The 17016-nt window shown below is 61.5% G+C and carries 20 protein-coding genes; 14 read left to right on the forward strand and 6 right to left on the reverse strand.

Annotated features, from left to right (window positions below; translation table 11 throughout):
• The 4 genes from L6D63_RS16225 to pilG all read right to left on the reverse strand — a co-directional run bounded on the left by L6D63_RS16225 (position 1) and on the right by pilG (position 3590).
• Positions 1-2055: a methyl-accepting chemotaxis protein gene (locus L6D63_RS16225; RefSeq protein WP_131670619.1), complete on the reverse strand. Its 2055-nt coding sequence runs from the start codon at positions 2053-2055 to the stop codon at positions 1-3.
• A 154-nt stretch (positions 2056-2209) separates the two neighbouring features.
• Positions 2210-2749, reverse strand: coding sequence for a chemotaxis protein CheW (locus tag L6D63_RS16230; protein ID WP_047297131.1), 540 nt, complete (start codon positions 2747-2749; stop codon positions 2210-2212).
• 10 nt (positions 2750-2759) lie between these two features.
• Complete coding sequence (pilH, locus tag L6D63_RS16235; RefSeq protein ID WP_047297146.1) at positions 2760-3125, reverse strand: twitching motility response regulator PilH; 366 nt, start codon at positions 3123-3125, stop codon at positions 2760-2762.
• Between the two features lie 60 nt (positions 3126-3185).
• Positions 3186-3590: a twitching motility response regulator PilG gene (pilG, locus tag L6D63_RS16240; protein ID WP_041063509.1), complete on the reverse strand. Its 405-nt coding sequence runs from the start codon at positions 3588-3590 to the stop codon at positions 3186-3188.
• A 225-nt stretch (positions 3591-3815) separates the two neighbouring features.
• Between pilG and gshB the strand changes: the two genes are divergently transcribed.
• The 7 genes from gshB (at position 3816) to L6D63_RS16275 (ending at position 9904) form a co-directional block, all read left to right on the forward strand.
• Entirely contained in the window at positions 3816-4787 is a 972-nt protein-coding gene (gene gshB / locus L6D63_RS16245; protein ID WP_095668102.1) for a glutathione synthase, read from the forward strand.
• A 107-nt stretch (positions 4788-4894) separates the two neighbouring features.
• Positions 4895-5794, forward strand: a complete 900-nt coding sequence (locus L6D63_RS16250; protein ID WP_007964106.1) for an energy transducer TonB — start codon at positions 4895-4897, stop codon at positions 5792-5794.
• A 212-nt stretch (positions 5795-6006) separates the two neighbouring features.
• Positions 6007-6579 (forward strand): YqgE/AlgH family protein, encoded by a 573-nt coding sequence (locus tag L6D63_RS16255; protein ID WP_011336368.1) that lies wholly within the window; start codon positions 6007-6009, stop codon positions 6577-6579.
• A complete protein-coding gene (gene ruvX, locus L6D63_RS16260; protein WP_003229101.1) occupies positions 6579-7016 on the forward strand; it encodes a Holliday junction resolvase RuvX in 438 nt (145 codons plus the stop codon). Before L6D63_RS16255 ends, ruvX begins: the two co-directional genes overlap by 1 nt.
• Positions 7017-7096: 80 nt before the next feature.
• Positions 7097-7603, forward strand: a complete 507-nt coding sequence (gene pyrR / locus L6D63_RS16265) for a bifunctional pyr operon transcriptional regulator/uracil phosphoribosyltransferase PyrR (protein ID WP_121187653.1) — start codon at positions 7097-7099, stop codon at positions 7601-7603.
• Between the two features lie 28 nt (positions 7604-7631).
• On the forward strand, positions 7632-8636 hold the full coding sequence (locus tag L6D63_RS16270) for an aspartate carbamoyltransferase catalytic subunit (protein ID WP_041063517.1): 1005 nt from the start codon (positions 7632-7634) through the stop codon (positions 8634-8636).
• On the forward strand, positions 8633-9904 hold the full coding sequence (locus tag L6D63_RS16275; RefSeq protein ID WP_131670620.1) for a dihydroorotase: 1272 nt from the start codon (positions 8633-8635) through the stop codon (positions 9902-9904). Before L6D63_RS16270 ends, L6D63_RS16275 begins: the two co-directional genes overlap by 4 nt.
• A gap of 153 nt (positions 9905-10057) precedes the next feature.
• On the opposite strand, the gene L6D63_RS16280 is transcribed toward L6D63_RS16275, so the two are convergent.
• Positions 10058-10489: an NINE protein gene (locus L6D63_RS16280; RefSeq protein ID WP_007964113.1), complete on the reverse strand. Its 432-nt coding sequence runs from the start codon at positions 10487-10489 to the stop codon at positions 10058-10060.
• A 249-nt stretch (positions 10490-10738) separates the two neighbouring features.
• Here L6D63_RS16280 and L6D63_RS16285 point away from each other — a divergent pair, with 249 nt between their 5' ends.
• A complete protein-coding gene (locus L6D63_RS16285) occupies positions 10739-11365 on the forward strand; it encodes a C40 family peptidase (RefSeq protein ID WP_108184091.1) in 627 nt (208 codons plus the stop codon).
• A 121-nt stretch (positions 11366-11486) separates the two neighbouring features.
• On the opposite strand, the gene L6D63_RS16290 is transcribed toward L6D63_RS16285, so the two are convergent.
• Positions 11487-12521: a type IV pilus twitching motility protein PilT gene (locus tag L6D63_RS16290; protein WP_041063525.1), complete on the reverse strand. Its 1035-nt coding sequence runs from the start codon at positions 12519-12521 to the stop codon at positions 11487-11489.
• Positions 12522-12577: 56 nt separating this feature from the next.
• Here L6D63_RS16290 and L6D63_RS16295 point away from each other — a divergent pair, with 56 nt between their 5' ends.
• The 6 genes from L6D63_RS16295 to metW all read left to right on the forward strand — a co-directional run bounded on the left by L6D63_RS16295 (position 12578) and on the right by metW (position 17000).
• The gene (locus tag L6D63_RS16295) at positions 12578-13264 is read left to right on the forward strand and encodes a YggS family pyridoxal phosphate-dependent enzyme (protein ID WP_095668099.1); all 687 of its coding nucleotides are present in this window, start codon (positions 12578-12580) and stop codon (positions 13262-13264) included.
• Positions 13265-13292: 28 nt separating this feature from the next.
• Complete coding sequence (proC, locus tag L6D63_RS16300; RefSeq protein ID WP_047297136.1) at positions 13293-14111, forward strand: pyrroline-5-carboxylate reductase; 819 nt, start codon at positions 13293-13295, stop codon at positions 14109-14111.
• A 10-nt stretch (positions 14112-14121) separates the two neighbouring features.
• Positions 14122-14712 (forward strand): YggT family protein, encoded by a 591-nt coding sequence (locus L6D63_RS16305; RefSeq protein ID WP_047297137.1) that lies wholly within the window; start codon positions 14122-14124, stop codon positions 14710-14712.
• Positions 14709-15002: a DUF167 domain-containing protein gene (locus tag L6D63_RS16310; protein ID WP_047297138.1), complete on the forward strand. Its 294-nt coding sequence runs from the start codon at positions 14709-14711 to the stop codon at positions 15000-15002. The genes L6D63_RS16305 and L6D63_RS16310 overlap by 4 nt, the downstream gene beginning before the upstream one ends.
• A gap of 230 nt (positions 15003-15232) precedes the next feature.
• Positions 15233-16372 (forward strand): homoserine O-succinyltransferase MetX, encoded by a 1140-nt coding sequence (gene metX, locus L6D63_RS16315; protein ID WP_047297139.1) that lies wholly within the window; start codon positions 15233-15235, stop codon positions 16370-16372.
• Between the two features lie 7 nt (positions 16373-16379).
• On the forward strand, positions 16380-17000 hold the full coding sequence (metW, locus tag L6D63_RS16320) for a methionine biosynthesis protein MetW (protein ID WP_047297140.1): 621 nt from the start codon (positions 16380-16382) through the stop codon (positions 16998-17000).
• Positions 17001-17016 lie beyond the last annotated feature (16 nt).

The following is a 17016-nucleotide window of genomic DNA, read 5'->3' on the forward strand; positions in this document are numbered from 1 at the left end:
TCACGCCTTGTCCGTCGCGGACGCCGACGGCAAGGTGAAACCGGATACCGAACGGCGCAGCTGACTGGCCATCTTCGCCAGGTTGCCGATGCTCTCGGCGGTGGCGGTCGAGCCAGACGAAGTCTGCGAGGTGATCTGCTGGATCACGTTCATCGTCAGCGAGATTTGCCCGGCCGACGAGGTCTGCTGCTGCGCCGCGTTGGAGATGCTCTGGATCAGCGCGGCAAGGGTCTTCGATACCCCTTCGATTTCTTCCAGCGCCACCCCGGCATCCTGCGCCAGTCGCGCGCCGCGCACCACTTCGGTGGTGGTCTGCTCCATGGAAATCACCGCTTCGTTGGTGTCGGTCTGAATCGCCCGCACCAGGGTTTCGATCTGCCGGGTGGCGGCGGACGAGCGCTCGGCCAGCCGCTGCACTTCGTCGGCAACCACGGCAAACCCGCGTCCGGCATCCCCCGCCATCGAGGCCTGAATCGCCGCGTTGAGCGCGAGGATGTTGGTCTGGTCGGCGATGTCGTCGATCAGGCTGACGATGTCGCCGATTTCCTGCGACGACTCGCCGAGGCGTTTGATGCGTTTGGCGGTGTCCTGAATCTGTTCGCGGATGTTGTCCATGCCATGGATGGTGTTGTGCACCACCTCGTTGCCCTTGTTGGCGATTTCCACCGAACGCTCGGCCACCGCCGAGGATTCAGCGGCGTTAGCCGAGACCTGATCGATCGACTGAGCCATGTCGCTGATCGCCGTCGAGGCTTCGGAAATCTGCTGCGCCTGATGTTCCGAGGCCTGGGCCAGGTGCATGGCGGTGGCCTGGGTTTCCTGCACGGCGGCAGCCACTTGGCCGGCGGTGAGGTTGATGGTGGCGACCAGATCGCGCAGTTGGTCGACCGAGTAGTTGATCGAATCGGCGATGGTCCCGGTGAAGTCTTCGGTCACCGAGGCGGTCACCGTCAGGTCACCGTCGGCGAGGTCTTCGATCTCGTCGAGCAGGCGCATGATCGCGTTCTGGTTACGCTCGTTCTTCTCGGCGGTCTCGCGCAACTGGCGGTTGGTTTCGCGGACCATGACCAGGCCGATCAGGATGATCGAGGCCAGTGCCAGCAAGCCCAGGACGTAGCCGCCAATGGTGTCGGTGCTGCGTCCGCCGGCAAGGTTTTCGAAACCGCTGGCGAGGTGTGAAGCCTCGTCGAGCAGGGTCTGCGACAGGCTGAAGATGTTGCTCGCCGATTCACGGACCTTGAACAGCTCCGGCGAGGTTTCGAGGATTTCGTCCACGGAGCCGGAGACGAACTGGAACAGCTCGGAAATTTCACTCAGGCGTGCGCGGGCATCGCGGTCTTCGACCTGGCTGATTTTCAGGGTCGGGTTGCCCTGCAGCATGCCGTTGAGCACCTGGCCGAAACGAGTGGCGTCGCGGCCAAAAGCGTCGGCGGCCTGCTGCGAGTTTTCGTCGCCAGCGAGCACGGTGTTGACCGCGCCGAGGATGCGTTCGGCCAGCAGCGATTGACGCTGGGCCATCGCCACTTGCGCCGCCGGGGCGCCGCGTTGCAGGAGAATTTCGACGACTTTTTCGTATTCGATCTGCAACTGCGGCACGGTTTCGGCCAGGGTCGCGGCGACCTGATGCAGCGAGAGCACGGTCTGTTCGCTGGAGAGAATCGCGTCGGTGTTTTTCAGCAGGCGTTCCCAATCCAGCTGCACCGCGCGCATTTCCGGGCGCACGGTGGCCGGCGCAGGCGGCAGACCGGTGGCCGGGTCGCCCTTCTTCAGATAACCCCAACGCTGGGCGAAATCGTTGCGCGCATCGCTCAGCAGCTTGAACGCGGCAGCCTTGCCGGCGGCGGCTTCGGTGGCGTTCTTGGCGATGCGTTGCGACAGCACCCGCAGCTCACCGGCGTGGCCGATGTACTGCTTGTCGTAGTTGGCCTGGGTGTTGAGGTAGGCGAAGTTGGCGAACAGCAGCATGATGAACACGATCAGTGCGATGAACAGCACGATGATCTGCGAACGACTGCGCGACCCTTCTGCCGACTTGCCTGTTTTTGCTTTTGTCATCGGTCCTCGCCTATTCCCGCGCCATTTAAAGCTCACCGAAAACCCTGTGGGAGCGGGCTTGCCCGCGATGAGGCCGGCACATCCGACATCTATGGCGACTGATCTGACGCCATCGCGGGCAAGCCCGCTCCCACAGGTTTGGGTGGTGTTTCGACTAAATCGCGACGCTCATGAACACCGGCGACCTGGCCAGCGCAAACAGGCTGAACACCCGCCAGTTCTGCTCGCGCCGGAAATAGCCTTTGACGAACTCGGCCTTGGAACCCTGGCGCTTGCTGATCGAGATCGGTTCGAAGCTGTCCTGCTCGAAGTGCTGCAAACCGAACACCTCATCCACCAGCAGCCCGGCGAACACGTCGTTGTGCTCCACCACCAACACCCGCCGCTGTTTGCGCAGCGGTGACAGCTCGTGGCCGAAGAAGCCGCACAGGTCCATGATCGGCAGCAAGCGCCCACGCAGGTTAGCCACCCCTTTGACCCATGGTTTGACCCCGGGCAATTGAGTGCAGCGTGGTTCGTGCAGCACTTCGCTGACTTCACCCATCGGCGTCACGTACCAGTGCTCGCCGAGGCGAAAACCGATGCCGCTCCAGCGATCCTGGCGGCCGGGTTGCGACGGCAGGTCCGCCGCCAGCAGGCGGCAGCGCTGGTCGATCTGCCACAGCAGTTCGAACGCGGTCAGCGATTCGCTCATGGTCGCGCGATCAACCGGCCAGCACGTTGTTCAGAGTCTTGATCAGCATGTCTTCTTCGACCGGTTTGGTCAGGTAATCCCTGGCGCCCTGGCGGGTGCCCCAGACCTTGTCGGTTTCCTGATCCTTGGTGGTGATGATGATCACCGGGATATGGCTGGTCTCGGCATCCTTGGTCAACTGGCGGGTGGCCTGAAAACCGTTGAGGCCGGGCATGACGATGTCCATCAACACCGCGTCGGGTTTTTCCTGACGGGCCAAGGCCACGCCGTCGGCGCCGTTTTCGGCCTTGAGCACTTCATGGCCGTGCTTTTCCAGCATGCCGGTGAGTTTGTACATTTCAGTCGGCGAATCATCGACGATCAGGATACGTGCCATGGTCTTCCCCATTTTTCTTGTCGACTCCCGGCCCGCTGGCCGAGCGTCACTGTACGTGTCTTACTGCGGCAAAACGGCGGCAAAGCCCGGAACGTGGGCCTGAATCGCGTCGAGCAGTTCTTCCTTGCTGAAAGGCTTGGTCAAAAATTGATCAGAACCGACAATGCGCCCCTTGGCCTTGTCGAACAGTCCGTCACGCGACGACAGCATGATCACTGGCGTGGCCTTGAACGCACTGTTGTTCTTGATTAAAGCGCAGGTCTGATAACCATCCAGACGCGGCATCATGATGTCGACAAAAATGATACCGGGGTGGTTGTCGGCGATCTTGGCCAACGCGTCGAAGCCGTCGATGGCCGTGATGACCTCGCAGCCCACATTCTTCAACAGCGTTTCGGCGGTGCGACGAATCGTTTTCGAGTCGTCGATCACCATGACCTTCAAGGCGCTGGACTGCTGTTCCATAAGGGGGCTCTACCGTCGCCTTTGCGAATCAAATTGTCCGTTTTGCGATGAGTAATGGCTGGAAACCCTTGATGCTCAAGGGCCAGCACGCTATGCCAGCCTTTTTAGCACAGTCTCCAGATGCAATCTATCGACGGGTTTTTCCTTGACCGAAAACCCTGCCAGCGCCACTCTGGCGGCACTTTTTCAATACCGATCCGGTAGCCAATTTTCGAGGAAAACCCAATGAGCGTTCGCGTCGGGATTGTCATGGACCCTATCGCCAGCATTTCCTATAAAAAGGACAGCTCGCTGGCCATGCTGCTGGCCGCGCAGAAACGTGGCTGGGAACTGTTCTACATGGAACAGCGCGACCTGTATCAGGCCGAAGGTCAGGCCCGGGCGCGCATGAAGCCGCTGAAAGTCTTCGCCAACCCGGAAAAATGGTTCGAACTGGACGCCGAGCAGGACAACCTGCTGAGCGACCTGGACGTGATTCTGATGCGCAAGGATCCGCCGTTCGACATGGAGTTCGTCTACTCCACCTACCTGCTGGAACAGGCCGAAACCGCCGGCGTGCTGGTGGTCAACAAACCGCAGAGCCTGCGCGACTGCAACGAAAAGCTGTTCGCCACGCTGTTCCCGCAGTGCACGCCGCCGACCATCGTCAGCCGTCGTCCGGACGTGCTGCGTGAATTCGCCGACCACCATGGCGATGTCATCCTCAAGCCGCTGGACGGCATGGGCGGTTCGTCGATCTTCCGTCATACCGCCGGTCACCCGAACCTGTCGGTGATCCTTGAAACCCTGACGCTGCACGGCAAGCAGCAGATCATGATTCAGGGCTACCTGCCGGCCATCGTCGATGGTGACAAACGCATCCTGATGATCGACGGCGAGCCGGTGGATTACTGCCTGGCGCGAATTCCGGCTCACGGCGAAACCCGTGGCAACCTCGCGGCCGGTGGTCGTGGCGAAGCGCGGCCGCTGACCGACAAGGATCGCTGGATCGCCGCGCAAGTCGGCCCGACCCTGCGTGAGAAAGGCTTGCTGTTCGTCGGTCTGGATGTGATCGGTGAACACCTGACGGAAATCAACGTCACCAGCCCGACCTGCATCCGCGAAATCGACAACGCGTTCGGCACCGACATCGGCGGCATGCTGATGGACGCGATCGACAAGAAACTGCAAGCCGCCGGCAAAAAGCCACAAGCTTGATGCACGTCACATGCAGTCTGTCGCTTGAAGCGTGAAGCCCAAGGCGTGAAACCAACATTGCGTTATCATGCGCAGCCTCTGAAAAACGCGATGTTGGTTTTCTTGTCATGACCCTCCCGTCCGATCTGCCCGCAGAACTCGCCCATCGTGGCGTGCGCCCGGCCGATCGCCTCGGCTTTACCCTGTTTCTGGCGGCGCTGATTCATTTGGCGCTGCTGCTCGGCGTGGGCTTCACCATGGTCGAGCCCAAGCAGATCAGTAAAACCCTGGAAATCACCCTCGCTACCTTCAAGAGCGAAACCAAGCCGAAAAAGGCGGATTTTCTCGCTCAGGAAAACCAGGAAGGCAGCGGCACCCTCGACAAGAAGGCGATTCCCAAGACCACCGAGGTCGCGCCGTTCCAGGATAACCAGGTCAAGAAGGTCACCCCGCCACCGGCCGCCAAGCCGGAAGTGCGCGAAGCAGCGCCCAAGGCTGCGGTGACCACCGTGGCGCCGAAACAGCAAAAGGCGCCGACCAAGAAAGAAGAAACCAAAACCGAAACCAAGCCTGCGGTCAACGCGCCGACGTTCGACAGCTCGCAGCTGTCCAGCGACATCGCCAGCCTCGAAGCCGAACTGGCCAACGAACAACAGCTATACGCCAAGCGCCCGCGCATTCACCGTTTGAGCGCGGCCTCGACCATGCGCGACAAGGGCGCCTGGTACAAGGACGACTGGCGCAAGAAGGTCGAGCGCATCGGCAACCTCAATTACCCGGAAGAAGCCCGGCGCAAGCAGATTTACGGCAACCTGCGCCTGATGGTTTCGATCAACCGCGATGGCTCGCTGTATGAAGTGCTGGTGCTGGAGTCCTCCGGCCAGCCGCTGCTGGATCAGGCGGCGCAGCGCATCGTCCGGCTGGCGGCACCGTTTGCGCCGTTTACCGGCGATCTGTCGGATATCGACCGACTGGAAATCATCCGCACCTGGAAATTCGCCCGGGGCGACAAGCTCTCCAGTAACTGACCAGCGCCAAGCAAGCTTATGTGGCGAGGGAGCTTGCTCCCGCTGGGCTGCGAAGCGGCCCCCTGCATTTATTCAGATACACCCAGATATCGGGATTTACGACTGCTGCGCAGCCGAGCGGGAGCAAGCTCCCTCGCCACAGGGGACGGGCAGACCATTCGCAACGCATCCTCAGCTTGTCAGTTCGCCCCTTGAACGCCACACTATCGCTCATGAAAAACGTCAGCCCCAGCTACCTCAAGCATCACTTCCTGATCGCCATGCCGCACATGGCCGACCCGAACTTTGCCCACACCTTGACCTACATCGTCGAGCACACGGCCAATGGCGCCATGGGGCTGGTGGTCAATCGACCGCAAGAGCTGAATCTGGCTGACATCCTCGAGCAATTGCGCCCGGACATCGATCCGCCAGCGCTGTGCCAGCACGTGCCGATTTTCATCGGCGGCCCGGTGCAGACTGATCGCGGTTTCGTCCTGCACCCGGCCGGCAAGACCTTTCAGGCCACCGTTGAGCTCGAAGGTGATCTGGCGCTGTCCACTTCTCAGGACGTGCTGTTCGCCATCGCCGACGGCGTGGGCCCGGCGAAAAGCGTGATCACCCTCGGCTACGCCGGTTGGGAAGCCGGGCAACTGGAGGCTGAACTGGCCGACAACGCCTGGCTGACCTGCCCGTACGACGCCGACATCCTGTTCAACACCAGCAGCGAGCTGCGTCTGGAAGCGGCGGCACGGCACCTGGGGATCAACCTCAGCCTGCTGACCAGCCAGGCGGGGCACGCCTGATGGCCCTGCGCCTGATTCTCGGCTTCGACTACGGCACCAAACAGATCGGCGTTGCGGTCGGCCAGGTGATTACCGGCCAGGCCCGCGAGCTGTGCACCCTGAAAGCGCAGAACGGCGTGCCCGACTGGAATCAGGTCGAAGCGCTGTTCAAGGAATGGAAACCCGACGCCGTGGTGGTCGGCCTGCCGCTGAACATGGACGGCACGCCCAGCGAGATGTGCCTGCGCGCGGAGAAATTCGCCCGCCGCCTCAATGGCCGCTTCAATGTGCCCTTCTATACCCATGACGAACGCCTGACCACCTTTGAAGCCAAGGGTGAGCGACTGGTGCGTGGCGGGCAGAAAGGCAGTTACCGCGACAACCCGGTGGACGCCATCGCCGCCGCTCTGCTGCTGCAGGGCTGGCTCGATGAAAACACTGCATTGTTTGAATCCTGACAAGCGCTTCGGCGCTTTTCTTTTGAGCTACGACCCGAGCCGCGTCCAAGGACCCGGCTCGGCCCCAAGAAGGAGCAACCATGAGCCTGCCCAATCCCGCCGATCTGATCAGCCAGATGGCGACCCGCCTCAAGGCGCACCTTGCCCAGCGTGATATCCGCGAGCCGCGTTACATCGGCATTCGCACCGGTGGTATCTGGGTCGCGCAGGCCCTGCTCAAGGAACTGGGCAGTGACGCGCCGCTGGGCACGCTGGATGTTTCCTTCTACCGCGACGACTTCAGCCAGAACGGCCTGCACCCGCAAGTGCGTCCGTCGGCCCTGCCCTTCGAGATCGAAGGCCAGCATCTGGTGCTGATCGACGACGTATTGATGAGTGGCCGGACCATCCGCGCCGCCATGAACGAACTGTTCGACTACGGCCGCCCGGCCAGCGTGACCCTGGTCTGCCTGCTCGACCTGGATGCCGGCGAGCTACCGATCCGCCCGAACGTGGTCGGCGCGACGCTGTCGCTGGCCGCCAACGAGCGCGTGAAGCTGTCCGGCCCGGAACCGCTGACGCTCGAACTGCAAGACCTGAATTCCTAACCCGCCCTTATTGAGAGTCCCCCTCGCGATGACGCCTCTAGATACCAAGCGCCCGCTGCAGCTCAATGATCAGGGCCAGCTGCGCCACTTCCTCTCGCTCGATGGCCTGCGCCGCGAGTTGCTGACGGAAATCCTCGACACTGCCGACTCGTTCCTCGAAGTCGGTGCCCGAGCGGTGAAGAAGGTCCCGTTGCTGCGCGGCAAGACCGTGTGCAACGTGTTCTTCGAAAACTCCACCCGCACCCGCACCACCTTCGAACTGGCGGCCCAGCGGCTGTCGGCGGACGTGATCACCCTGAACGTGTCGACTTCGTCGGCCAGCAAAGGTGAAACCCTGCTCGACACCCTGCGCAACCTCGAAGCGATGGCCGCCGACATGTTCGTCGTGCGCCACGGTGATTCCGGCGCCGCGCATTTCATCGCCGAGCATGTCTGCCCGCAGGTGGCGATCATCAACGGCGGCGACGGCCGTCATGCGCATCCGACCCAGGGCATGCTCGACATGCTCACCATCCGTCGGCACAAGGGCGGTTTCGAAAACCTCTCGGTGGCGATTGTCGGCGACATCCTGCACTCGCGGGTCGCGCGCTCGAACATGCTGGCCCTGAAGACCCTGGGCTGCCCGGACATCCGCGTGATCGCGCCGAAGACCCTGCTGCCGATCGGCATCGAGCAGTACGGGGTCAAGGTCTACACCGACATGAACGAAGGCCTGAAGGACGTCGACGTGGTGATCATGCTGCGCCTGCAGCGCGAGCGCATGAGCGGCGGCCTGCTGCCGAGTGAAGGCGAGTTCTACCGCCTGTTCGGCCTGACCACCGCGCGTCTGGCCGGGGCCAAGCCCGATTGCATCGTCATGCACCCGGGGCCGATCAACCGTGGCGTGGAAATCGAGTCTGCGGTGGCCGACGGCCCGCATTCAGTGATCCTCAATCAAGTCACCTACGGCATCGCGATCCGCATGGCCGTGCTGTCCATGGCCATGAGCGGGCAAACAGCGCAACGTCAATTCGAGCAGGAGAACGCCCAGTGAAGCTCAGCATTCTCGGCGCCCGCGTCATCGATCCAAGCAGCGGCCTGGATCAAATCACCGATATCCACGTTGAAGCCTGCAAGATCGTCGCCTTCGGCGCCGCACCCGCCGGTTTCACTGCCGTTGAAACCATCGACGCTCAAGGCCTCGTTGCCGCGCCCGGGCTGGTCGATCTGAACGTCGCCCTGCGCGAACCGGGCTACAGCCGCAAAGGCAGCATCGCCAGCGAGACCCGCGCCGCGGCGGCTGGCGGCGTGACCAGCCTGTGCTGCCCGCCGAAAACCAAACCGGTACTCGACACCTCGGCCGTGGCCGAACTGATCCTCGACCGCGCCCGCGAAGCCGGCAACACCAAGGTGTTTCCGATTGGCGCGCTGAGCAAAGGCCTGGACGGCGAACAGCTGGCAGAGCTGGTGGCGCTACGCGACGCCGGGTGTGTGGCGTTCGGCAACGGTCTGGAGAGTTTCCGCAACACCCGCACCCTGTGCCGGGCGCTGGACTACGCGGCCACTTTCGACCTGACGGTGATCTTCAATTCGCAGGATCACGATCTGGCCGATGGCGGTCTGGCCCATGAAGGCGCGGTCGCCAGTTTCCTTGGCTTGCCGGGCATTCCGGAAACCGCGGAAACCGTGGCCCTCGCTCGCGATCTGCTGCTGGTCGAGCAGACCGGCGTGCGCGCGCACTTCAGCCAACTGACCAGCGCGCGCGGCGTGTCCCTGATCGCTCAGGCGCAGGCCCGTGGTTTGAAGGTTACGGCGGATGTCGCCCTGTATCAGCTGATCCTTACCGATGAAGCGCTGATCGACTTCAGCAGCCTGTATCACGTGCAACCGCCGCTGCGCACCCGTGCCGACCGCGACGGCCTGCGCGAGGCAGTGAAATCCGGCGTGGTGTCGGCGATCTCCAGCCATCACCAGCCGCATGAGCGCGACGCCAAACTGGCGCCGTTCGGCGCGACCGAGCCGGGCATCAGCAGTGTTGAATTGCTGCTGCCGCTGGCGATGACGCTGGTCGAGGATGGCTTGCTGGATCTGCCGACCCTGCTGGCGCGCCTGAGCACTGGGCCTGCGGACGCGCTGCGTTTGCCGGCGGGCAAACTGGAAGTCGGTGGTGCGGCCGATATCGTGCTGTTCGACCCGAAAGCCTCCACCGTGGCCGGCGAAAGCTGGCTGTCGAGGGGCGAGAACTGCCCGTTCCTCGGGCACAGCCTGCCGGGCGTGGTGCGCTATACGCTGGTGGACGGGCGGATCAGCCACCAGGCGTAACCGGCTGCTGAGGGACATTGTGGCGAGGGGATTTATCCCCGATGGGCTGCGCAGCAGCCCTCGATCTACAACCGCGGTGATTTCAGTTCCTCCGCGGTTGAATGTTTTAGGGCCGCTATGCGCCCCATCGGGGATAAATCCCCTCGCCACAGGTTACTGAAAAGCGCCGCGATTCTGCGCGTTGCGCACCGACACCTGATCATTCAGGGTCCAGAAGTCATACAGCACACCAATAAAGAACAACCCGCCGGTCAGCAGATACAGCAATCCGCTGATCCACTTGCCCTGGTACATCCGGTGCACGCCGAACACGCCCAGGAACGTCAGCAGAATCCACGCCACGTTGTATTCGATCGGCCCTGCGGTGAAACGCAGATCCGCCTCGCGATCCATCGCCGGGATCAGGAACACGTCGATCAGCCAGCCAATGCCCAGCAGACCGAAGGTGAAGAACCAGATCGTTCCGGTCACCGGCTTGCCGTAATAGAAGCGGTGAGCGCCCGTGAAACCAAAAATCCACAGCAGATAACCGATGATTTTGCTGTGCGTATCTTGCGGTGCAGCGACCTGCTGATAGCGGTTCATGAAGACCTCGATTCACTCGATAGATAAATTTTTCTTTAATTCTTTGTGACTTTTTTACAGGGAGCCGACGTACGGCAAATGTTACTGTGTCGTCCGTCAAAGCCTTATACCACCGGACTTCTGTCGGACAATCGCGTCCATTTGCCGCTTGTTTGGTTCCGTTGCCTCCCGATTGAATCGACCAACGGCCTCGGAAGGGACAAAAAAGCTGTTATAAAGTTGCGCGCTACCACCTAAGAGCCACGCCTAATGCGACCATTTTTCAAGACATGGCTAACTATTTGCCTATTAATGCCACTGGCCGCCCACGCCACCAATCGTGAGCAACGTCTTCCCAACGTCAACGGTTTCACCCCTAAATCCCATGCTTCGGCTCCTTCGAGCAAGAGCAGCAAACAAACGAAACACACCACGCTTGCCAGCAAGAGTCACGGCAAGCTGGTGCCACCGATGGCCAACAAGGAAAGCAGCAACGTCCTGAGCCGTGCGGTGAACGTCCTCGGTACTCCCTACCGTTGGGGCGGCAGCAGCCCAAGTAAAGGCTTCGACTGCAGCGGTCTGGTCAAATATGCGTTCAACGACGCCACGTTCGACCTGCCACGCACCTCTAACGCCATGGCCAGCGGGCATGGTGAGAAAGTCGAACGCAAGGACCTGAAACCCGGCGACCTGATTTTCTTCAACATCAAGAGCCGTCGGGTCAACCACGTTGCCATCTACTTGGGCAACGACCGCTTCATCCACGCACCACGCCGTGGCAAAGCGGTCAGCATCGATACGCTGAACAAGCCGTACTGGGAACAGCATTACGTGGTTGCCAAGCGTGTGCTGCCGAAAGAACCGGGCGGCAAGCAGATGCGCGTCGTGCAGCGCTGAAACACGATCAACTGTGGCGAGGGAGCTTGCTCCCGCTGGGCTGCGCAGCAGCCACAAAATCTTGTGAGCGCTACGCGCTCAAGCGGGAGCAAGCTCCCTCGCCACAGGCGTAATCCAGCCTTTAGAAATTATCCGGCGTACGCGCCTTTTCCCGCGCATGCTCGCGGCTGATCAAGCCCTTGGTCACCAGCTCCTTCAGGCACATGTCGAGTGTCTGCATCCCCAGCGACCCACCGGTCTGAATCGCCGAATACATCTGCGCCACCTTGTCCTCGCGGATCAGGTTCCGGATCGCCGACGTTCCCAGCATGATTTCGTGCGCCGCCACCCGCCCGCCACCAATCTTCTTGATCAGCGTCTGCGACACCACGGCCAGCAGCGACTCGGACAACATCGAACGCACCATGGACTTCTCGTCGCCCGGGAACACATCGACAACCCGGTCGATGGTCTTGGCGGCTGAAGTGGTGTGCAGCGTGCCGAACACCAGATGCCCGGTCTCGGCGGCAGTCAGTGCGAGGCGGATGGTTTCCAGGTCGCGCATCTCGCCCACCAGAATCACGTCCGGGTCTTCGCGCAGCGCCGAACGCAACGCCGTGGCAAAGCTGCGGGTATCGCGGTGGACTTCGCGCTGATTGATCAGGCATTTGCGCGATTCGTGGACGAACTCGATGGGGTCTTCGATGGTGAGAATGTGATGATGGCGATGGGTGTTGAGGTAGTCGATCATCGCCGCCAGCGTGGTGGATTTGCCGGAACCGGTCGGCCCGGTCACCAGCACCAGCCCGCGTGGCGCATCGGTGATCTTGCGAAACACATCGCCCATGGCGAGGTCTTCCATGCTCAGCACTTTCGACGGGATGGTGCGAAACACCGCACCGGCGCCACGGTTCTGGTTGAACGCATTGACCCGAAAACGCGCGACGCCAGGGACTTCGAACGAGAAATCCGTTTCCAGGTGTTTCTCGAAGTCGACGCGCTGGGTGTCGTTCATGATGTCGTAGATCAATTCGTGCACTTGCTTGTGATCCAGCGCCGGCAGATTGATCCGCCGCACATCGCCATCAACGCGGATCATCGGCGGCAGGCCGGCCGACAGGTGCAGGTCGGAAGCGCCCTGTTTGGCGCTAAACGCCAGCAGTTCAGTGATATCCATAGCGTCCCTCAATTCCAGTAGAATGCCGCGAACCTTCAGACCGCCGGCGCCTCTTGATGTCCACGATAGCAGACAACATCCAACTGGTTAGTTCGCGCATCCAGGCTGCCACCGCAGCGGCCGGGCGCAGTGAAAACAGCGTGCAGTTGCTGGCGGTCAGCAAAACCAAACCCGCGCAGGACCTGCGTGAAGCTTACGCCGCCGGCCTGCGTGACTTTGGCGAGAACTATCTGCAGGAAGCCTTGGGCAAACAGCTCGAACTGGCCGACCTGCCCTTGATCTGGCACTTCATCGGCCCCATTCAATCGAACAAGACTCGCGCTATCGCCGAGCATTTCGACTGGGTGCACTCCGTGGATCGCCTGAAAATTGCCCAACGCCTGTCCGAACAGCGCCCGGCCGAGCTGCCGCCGCTGAACATCTGCATTCAGGTCAACGTCAGCGGTGAAGCCAGCAAGTCCGGCTGCACCCCGGCCGACCTGCCGGCGCTGGCCGAGGCCATCAGCACCCTGCCCCGGCTGAAATTGCGCGGGCTGATGGCGATTCCCGAGCCGACCGAAGATCGCGCCGAACAAGACGCCGCTTTTGCTGCCGTACAACGTTTGCAGGCCAGCCTGAATCTGCCGCTCGACACACTTTCCATGGGCATGAGCCACGACCTCGAGTCGGCCATCGCCCAAGGCGCCACCTGGGTGCGGATCGGTACCGCCCTGTTTGGTGCCAGAGATTACGGTCAGCAATGACCGACAGCCATCTGAAAAAGGACCTGACATGAGCAACACACGTATTGCCTTTATCGGTGCCGGCAACATGGCCGCCAGTCTGATTGGCGGCCTGCGCGCCAAGGGTCTGCAAGCCAGCCACATCCGCGCCAGCGATCCAGGTGAAGAAACCCGCCAACGCGTCAGCGCCGAACACGGCATCGAAACCTTCGCCGACAACGCGCAAGCCATCGACGGTGTCGATGTGATCGTGCTGGCGGTCAAGCCACAGGCGATGAAAGCCGTGTGCGAAGCCATCCGTCCAAGCCTGAAACCGCATCAACTGGTGGTATCGATCGCCGCCGGCATCACCTGCGCGAGCATGACTGCGTGGCTCGGCGAGCAGCCGATCGTGCGTTGCATGCCGAACACCCCGGCGCTGCTGCGTCAGGGCGTCAGTGGTTTGTACGCCACCAGCGAAGTGACTGCCGAACAGCGTCAGCAGGCTGAAGAGCTGCTGTCCGCCGTGGGCATTGCGCTGTGGCTGGACGAAGAGCAGCAACTCGATGCCGTGACCGCCGTCTCCGGTTCCGGCCCGGCGTACTTCTTCCTGCTGATCGAAGCGATGACCGCCGCCGGCGTCAAACTCGGCCTGCCCAAGGAAATCGCCGAGCAACTGACCCTGCAAACGGCGCTGGGCGCCGCGCACATGGCGGTATCCAGCGATGTCGACGCCGCCGAACTGCGCCGCCGCGTGACCTCGCCAAATGGCACCACAGAGGCTGCAATCAAATCATTCCAGGCTGATGGCTTCGAAGCCCTGGTGGAAAAAGCACTCGGCGCCGCCGCGCACCGCTCGGCCGAAATGGCCGAACAACTGGGCAAATAAGGAGCCTTACATGATTGGATTGAACACCGCAGCGGTTTACGTGCTGCAAACCCTCGGCAGCCTGTACCTGCTGATTGTGCTGCTGCGCTTCGTCCTGCAACTGGTGCGGGCGAATTTCTACAACCCGCTGTGCCAGTTCGTGGTCAAGGCCACCCAGCCGCTGCTCAAGCCACTGCGCCGGATCATCCCGAGCCTGTTTGGCCTGGATATGTCATCGCTGGTGCTGGCAATTCTGGTGCAACTGGCCCTGATGGCCCTGACCCTGCTGCTGACCTACGGCACCACCGGCAACCCGCTGCAGCTGTTCATCTGGTCAATCATCGGCGTGACCGCGCTGTTCCTGAAGATCTTCTTCTTCGCCCTGATCATCAGCGTGATCCTGTCGTGGGTCGCCCCAGGCAGCCACAACCCGGGCGCTGAACTGGTCAACCAGATCTGCGAGCCGGCGCTGGCACCTTTCCGCCGTATCCTGCCGAACCTCGGCGGTCTGGATCTGTCGCCGATCTTCGCCTTCCTCGCGCTGAAGCTGATCGACATGCTGGTGATCAACAATCTGGCGGCGATGACGATGATGCCGGAAATCCTGCGCCTGCTGATGTGAGCTGGTTTCGCTGGGACGGGGACGATTTGATCCTCGAATGTCATCTGCAACCGGCAGCCCGCAGCGATGATTTCGCCGGGCTGCACGGTGACCGCCTGAAGATCCGCCTCACCGCGCCGCCGGTCGAGGGTAAGGCCAATGCGTATCTGATGGGCTTTCTGGCCAAGGCTTTCGGGGTGTCCAAGAGCCAGGTCAGTTTGCTCAGTGGCGAGCTGAACCGGCAGAAACGGGTGAAGATCCGTGCGCCGAAGAAGCTGCCGGCATTGCCTGATCTGACGCGTCCAGCCTGATCCACTGTGGTGAGGGGATTTATCCCCGATGGGTCGCGCAGCGGCCCCCTGGTTGTTGCCCACCCCATTCCTTCGGCACGGCCAAAGATTACAGAGCTGCTACGCAGCCATCGGGGATAAATCCCCTCACCACAAGGACTTCGCTCAATCAACGATCAGGCCTTATCGTTGCTTGCCGCTAACCCCCCCGGTCTTTAGACTTACGCCTCATTTCAACGAGAGCAGGGTCGATGCCAGCTGCCTTTCCCCCCGATTCTGTTGGTCTGGTGACGCCGCAAACGGCGCACTTCAGTGAACCTCTGGCTCTGGCCTGCGGCCGTTCGCTGCCCGCCTACGACCTGATCTACGAAACCTACGGCACGCTGAACGCGCAGGCGAGCAACGCCGTGCTGATCTGCCACGCCTTGTCCGGGCATCATCATGCCGCCGGCTATCACAGCGTCGACGACCGCAAGCCCGGCTGGTGGGACAGCTGCATCGGCCCGGGCAAACCGATCGACACCAATAAGTTCTTCGTGGTCAGCCTGAACAATCTGGGCGGCTGCAACGGCTCCACCGGCCCGAGCAGTATCAATCCGGAAACCGGCAAGCCATTCGGCGCCGACTTCCCGGTGCTCACCGTGGAAGACTGGGTGCACAGCCAGGCGCGTCTGGCCGACCGGCTCGGCATTCGTCAGTTCGCCGCCGTGATCGGTGGCAGCCTCGGCGGCATGCAGGCCTTGCAGTGGACGATCACCTACCCGGATCGCGTGCGTCACTGCCTGGCTATCGCCTCAGCGCCCAAACTGTCGGCGCAGAACATCGCCTTCAACGAAGTCGCGCGTCAGGCGATCCTCACCGACCCGGAATTCCACGGTGGTTCGTTCCAGGAACACGGCGTGATCCCCAAGCGCGGGCTGATGCTGGCGCGCATGGTCGGGCACATCACCTACCTGTCCGACGACTCGATGGGCGAAAAATTCGGTCGCGGCCTGAAGAGCGAAAAACTCAACTACGACTTCCACAGCGTCGAGTTCCAGGTCGAAAGCTATCTGCGCTATCAGGGTGAAGAATTCTCCGGGCGTTTCGATGCCAACACCTATTTGTTGATGACCAAGGCGCTGGACTACTTCGATCCGGCGGCGAACTTCGACGATAACCTGGCGAAAACTTTCGAAAACGCCACAGCCAAGTTCTGCGTGATGTCATTCACCACCGACTGGCGCTTCTCCCCGGCCCGCTCGCGGGAACTGGTGGACGCGCTGATGGCGGCACGCAAAGACGTGAGCTATCTGGAAATCGATGCGCCACAGGGCCACGACGCCTTCCTGATTCCGATCCCGCGCTATCTGCAGGCGTTCGGCAATTACATGAACCGAATTACGGTGTGAACAAGCCATGAGAGCTGATCTGGAAATCATCCAGGAATGGATCCCCGCCGGCAGCCGCGTGCTCGACCTCGGCTGCGGCGATGGCGAACTGCTGACCTGGCTGCGCGACAACAAGAACGTCACCGGTTATGGCCTGGAAAACGACGCCGACAACATCGCCGAGTGCGTGGCCAAGGGCATCAACGTCATCGAGCAGGATCTGGACAAAGGGCTCGGCAACTTCGCCAGCAACAGTTTCGACATCGTCGTCATGACCCAGGCCCTGCAAGCCGTGCATTACCCGGACAAGATCCTCGACGAAATGCTGCGGGTCGGTCGTCAGTGCATCATCACCTTCCCCAACTTCGGTCACTGGCGCTGCCGCTGGTACCTGGCAAGCAAGGGCCGGATGCCGGTGTCTGAGTTTCTGCCGTATACCTGGTACAACACGCCGAACATTCACTTCTGCACCTTCGAAGACTTTGAAGAACTTTGCCGCGAACGTGATGCGAAGGTCATTGATCGGCTTGCCGTGGATCAACAGCACCGCCACGGGTGGGCCAGTAAGCTATGGCCTAATCTGTTAGGTGAGATTGGTATCTACCGCGTCAGCAGCCCGGTGCTCGCAGATCATCGGATCGCGGTCTGAACCACGATATTTCGAG

The organism is Pseudomonas parakoreensis, assembly GCF_021602155.1.
Taxonomy (GTDB): Bacteria; Pseudomonadota; Gammaproteobacteria; order Pseudomonadales; family Pseudomonadaceae; genus Aquipseudomonas; species Aquipseudomonas parakoreensis.

Excerpts from the sequence above, each read along its gene's own strand:
- L6D63_RS16285 (WP_108184091.1), top strand. The coding sequence starts at position 10,739 with ATGCGACCATTTTTCAAGACATGGCTAACTATTTGCCTATTAATGCCA.
- L6D63_RS16305 (WP_047297137.1), top strand. The coding sequence starts at position 14,122 with ATGATTGGATTGAACACCGCAGCGGTTTACGTGCTGCAAACCCTCGGC.
- L6D63_RS16255 (WP_011336368.1), top strand. The coding sequence starts at position 6,007 with ATGAAAAACGTCAGCCCCAGCTACCTCAAGCATCACTTCCTGATCGCC.
- ruvX (WP_003229101.1), top strand. The coding sequence starts at position 6,579 with ATGGCCCTGCGCCTGATTCTCGGCTTCGACTACGGCACCAAACAGATC.
- L6D63_RS16250 (WP_007964106.1), top strand. The coding sequence starts at position 4,895 with ATGACCCTCCCGTCCGATCTGCCCGCAGAACTCGCCCATCGTGGCGTG.
- gshB (WP_095668102.1), top strand. The coding sequence starts at position 3,816 with ATGAGCGTTCGCGTCGGGATTGTCATGGACCCTATCGCCAGCATTTCC.
- L6D63_RS16290 (WP_041063525.1), bottom strand. The coding sequence starts at position 12,521 with ATGGATATCACTGAACTGCTGGCGTTTAGCGCCAAACAGGGCGCTTCC.
- L6D63_RS16230 (WP_047297131.1), bottom strand. The coding sequence starts at position 2,749 with ATGAGCGAATCGCTGACCGCGTTCGAACTGCTGTGGCAGATCGACCAG.
- L6D63_RS16280 (WP_007964113.1), bottom strand. The coding sequence starts at position 10,489 with ATGAACCGCTATCAGCAGGTCGCTGCACCGCAAGATACGCACAGCAAA.
- proC (WP_047297136.1), top strand. The coding sequence starts at position 13,293 with ATGAGCAACACACGTATTGCCTTTATCGGTGCCGGCAACATGGCCGCC.
- L6D63_RS16295 (WP_095668099.1), top strand. The coding sequence starts at position 12,578 with ATGTCCACGATAGCAGACAACATCCAACTGGTTAGTTCGCGCATCCAG.
- pilH (WP_047297146.1), bottom strand. The coding sequence starts at position 3,125 with ATGGCACGTATCCTGATCGTCGATGATTCGCCGACTGAAATGTACAAA.
- metW (WP_047297140.1), top strand. The coding sequence starts at position 16,380 with ATGAGAGCTGATCTGGAAATCATCCAGGAATGGATCCCCGCCGGCAGC.
- L6D63_RS16225 (WP_131670619.1), bottom strand. The coding sequence starts at position 2,055 with ATGACAAAAGCAAAAACAGGCAAGTCGGCAGAAGGGTCGCGCAGTCGT.
- metX (WP_047297139.1), top strand. The coding sequence starts at position 15,233 with ATGCCAGCTGCCTTTCCCCCCGATTCTGTTGGTCTGGTGACGCCGCAA.
- pilG (WP_041063509.1), bottom strand. The coding sequence starts at position 3,590 with ATGGAACAGCAGTCCAGCGCCTTGAAGGTCATGGTGATCGACGACTCG.
- L6D63_RS16270 (WP_041063517.1), top strand. The coding sequence starts at position 7,632 with ATGACGCCTCTAGATACCAAGCGCCCGCTGCAGCTCAATGATCAGGGC.
- pyrR (WP_121187653.1), top strand. The coding sequence starts at position 7,097 with ATGAGCCTGCCCAATCCCGCCGATCTGATCAGCCAGATGGCGACCCGC.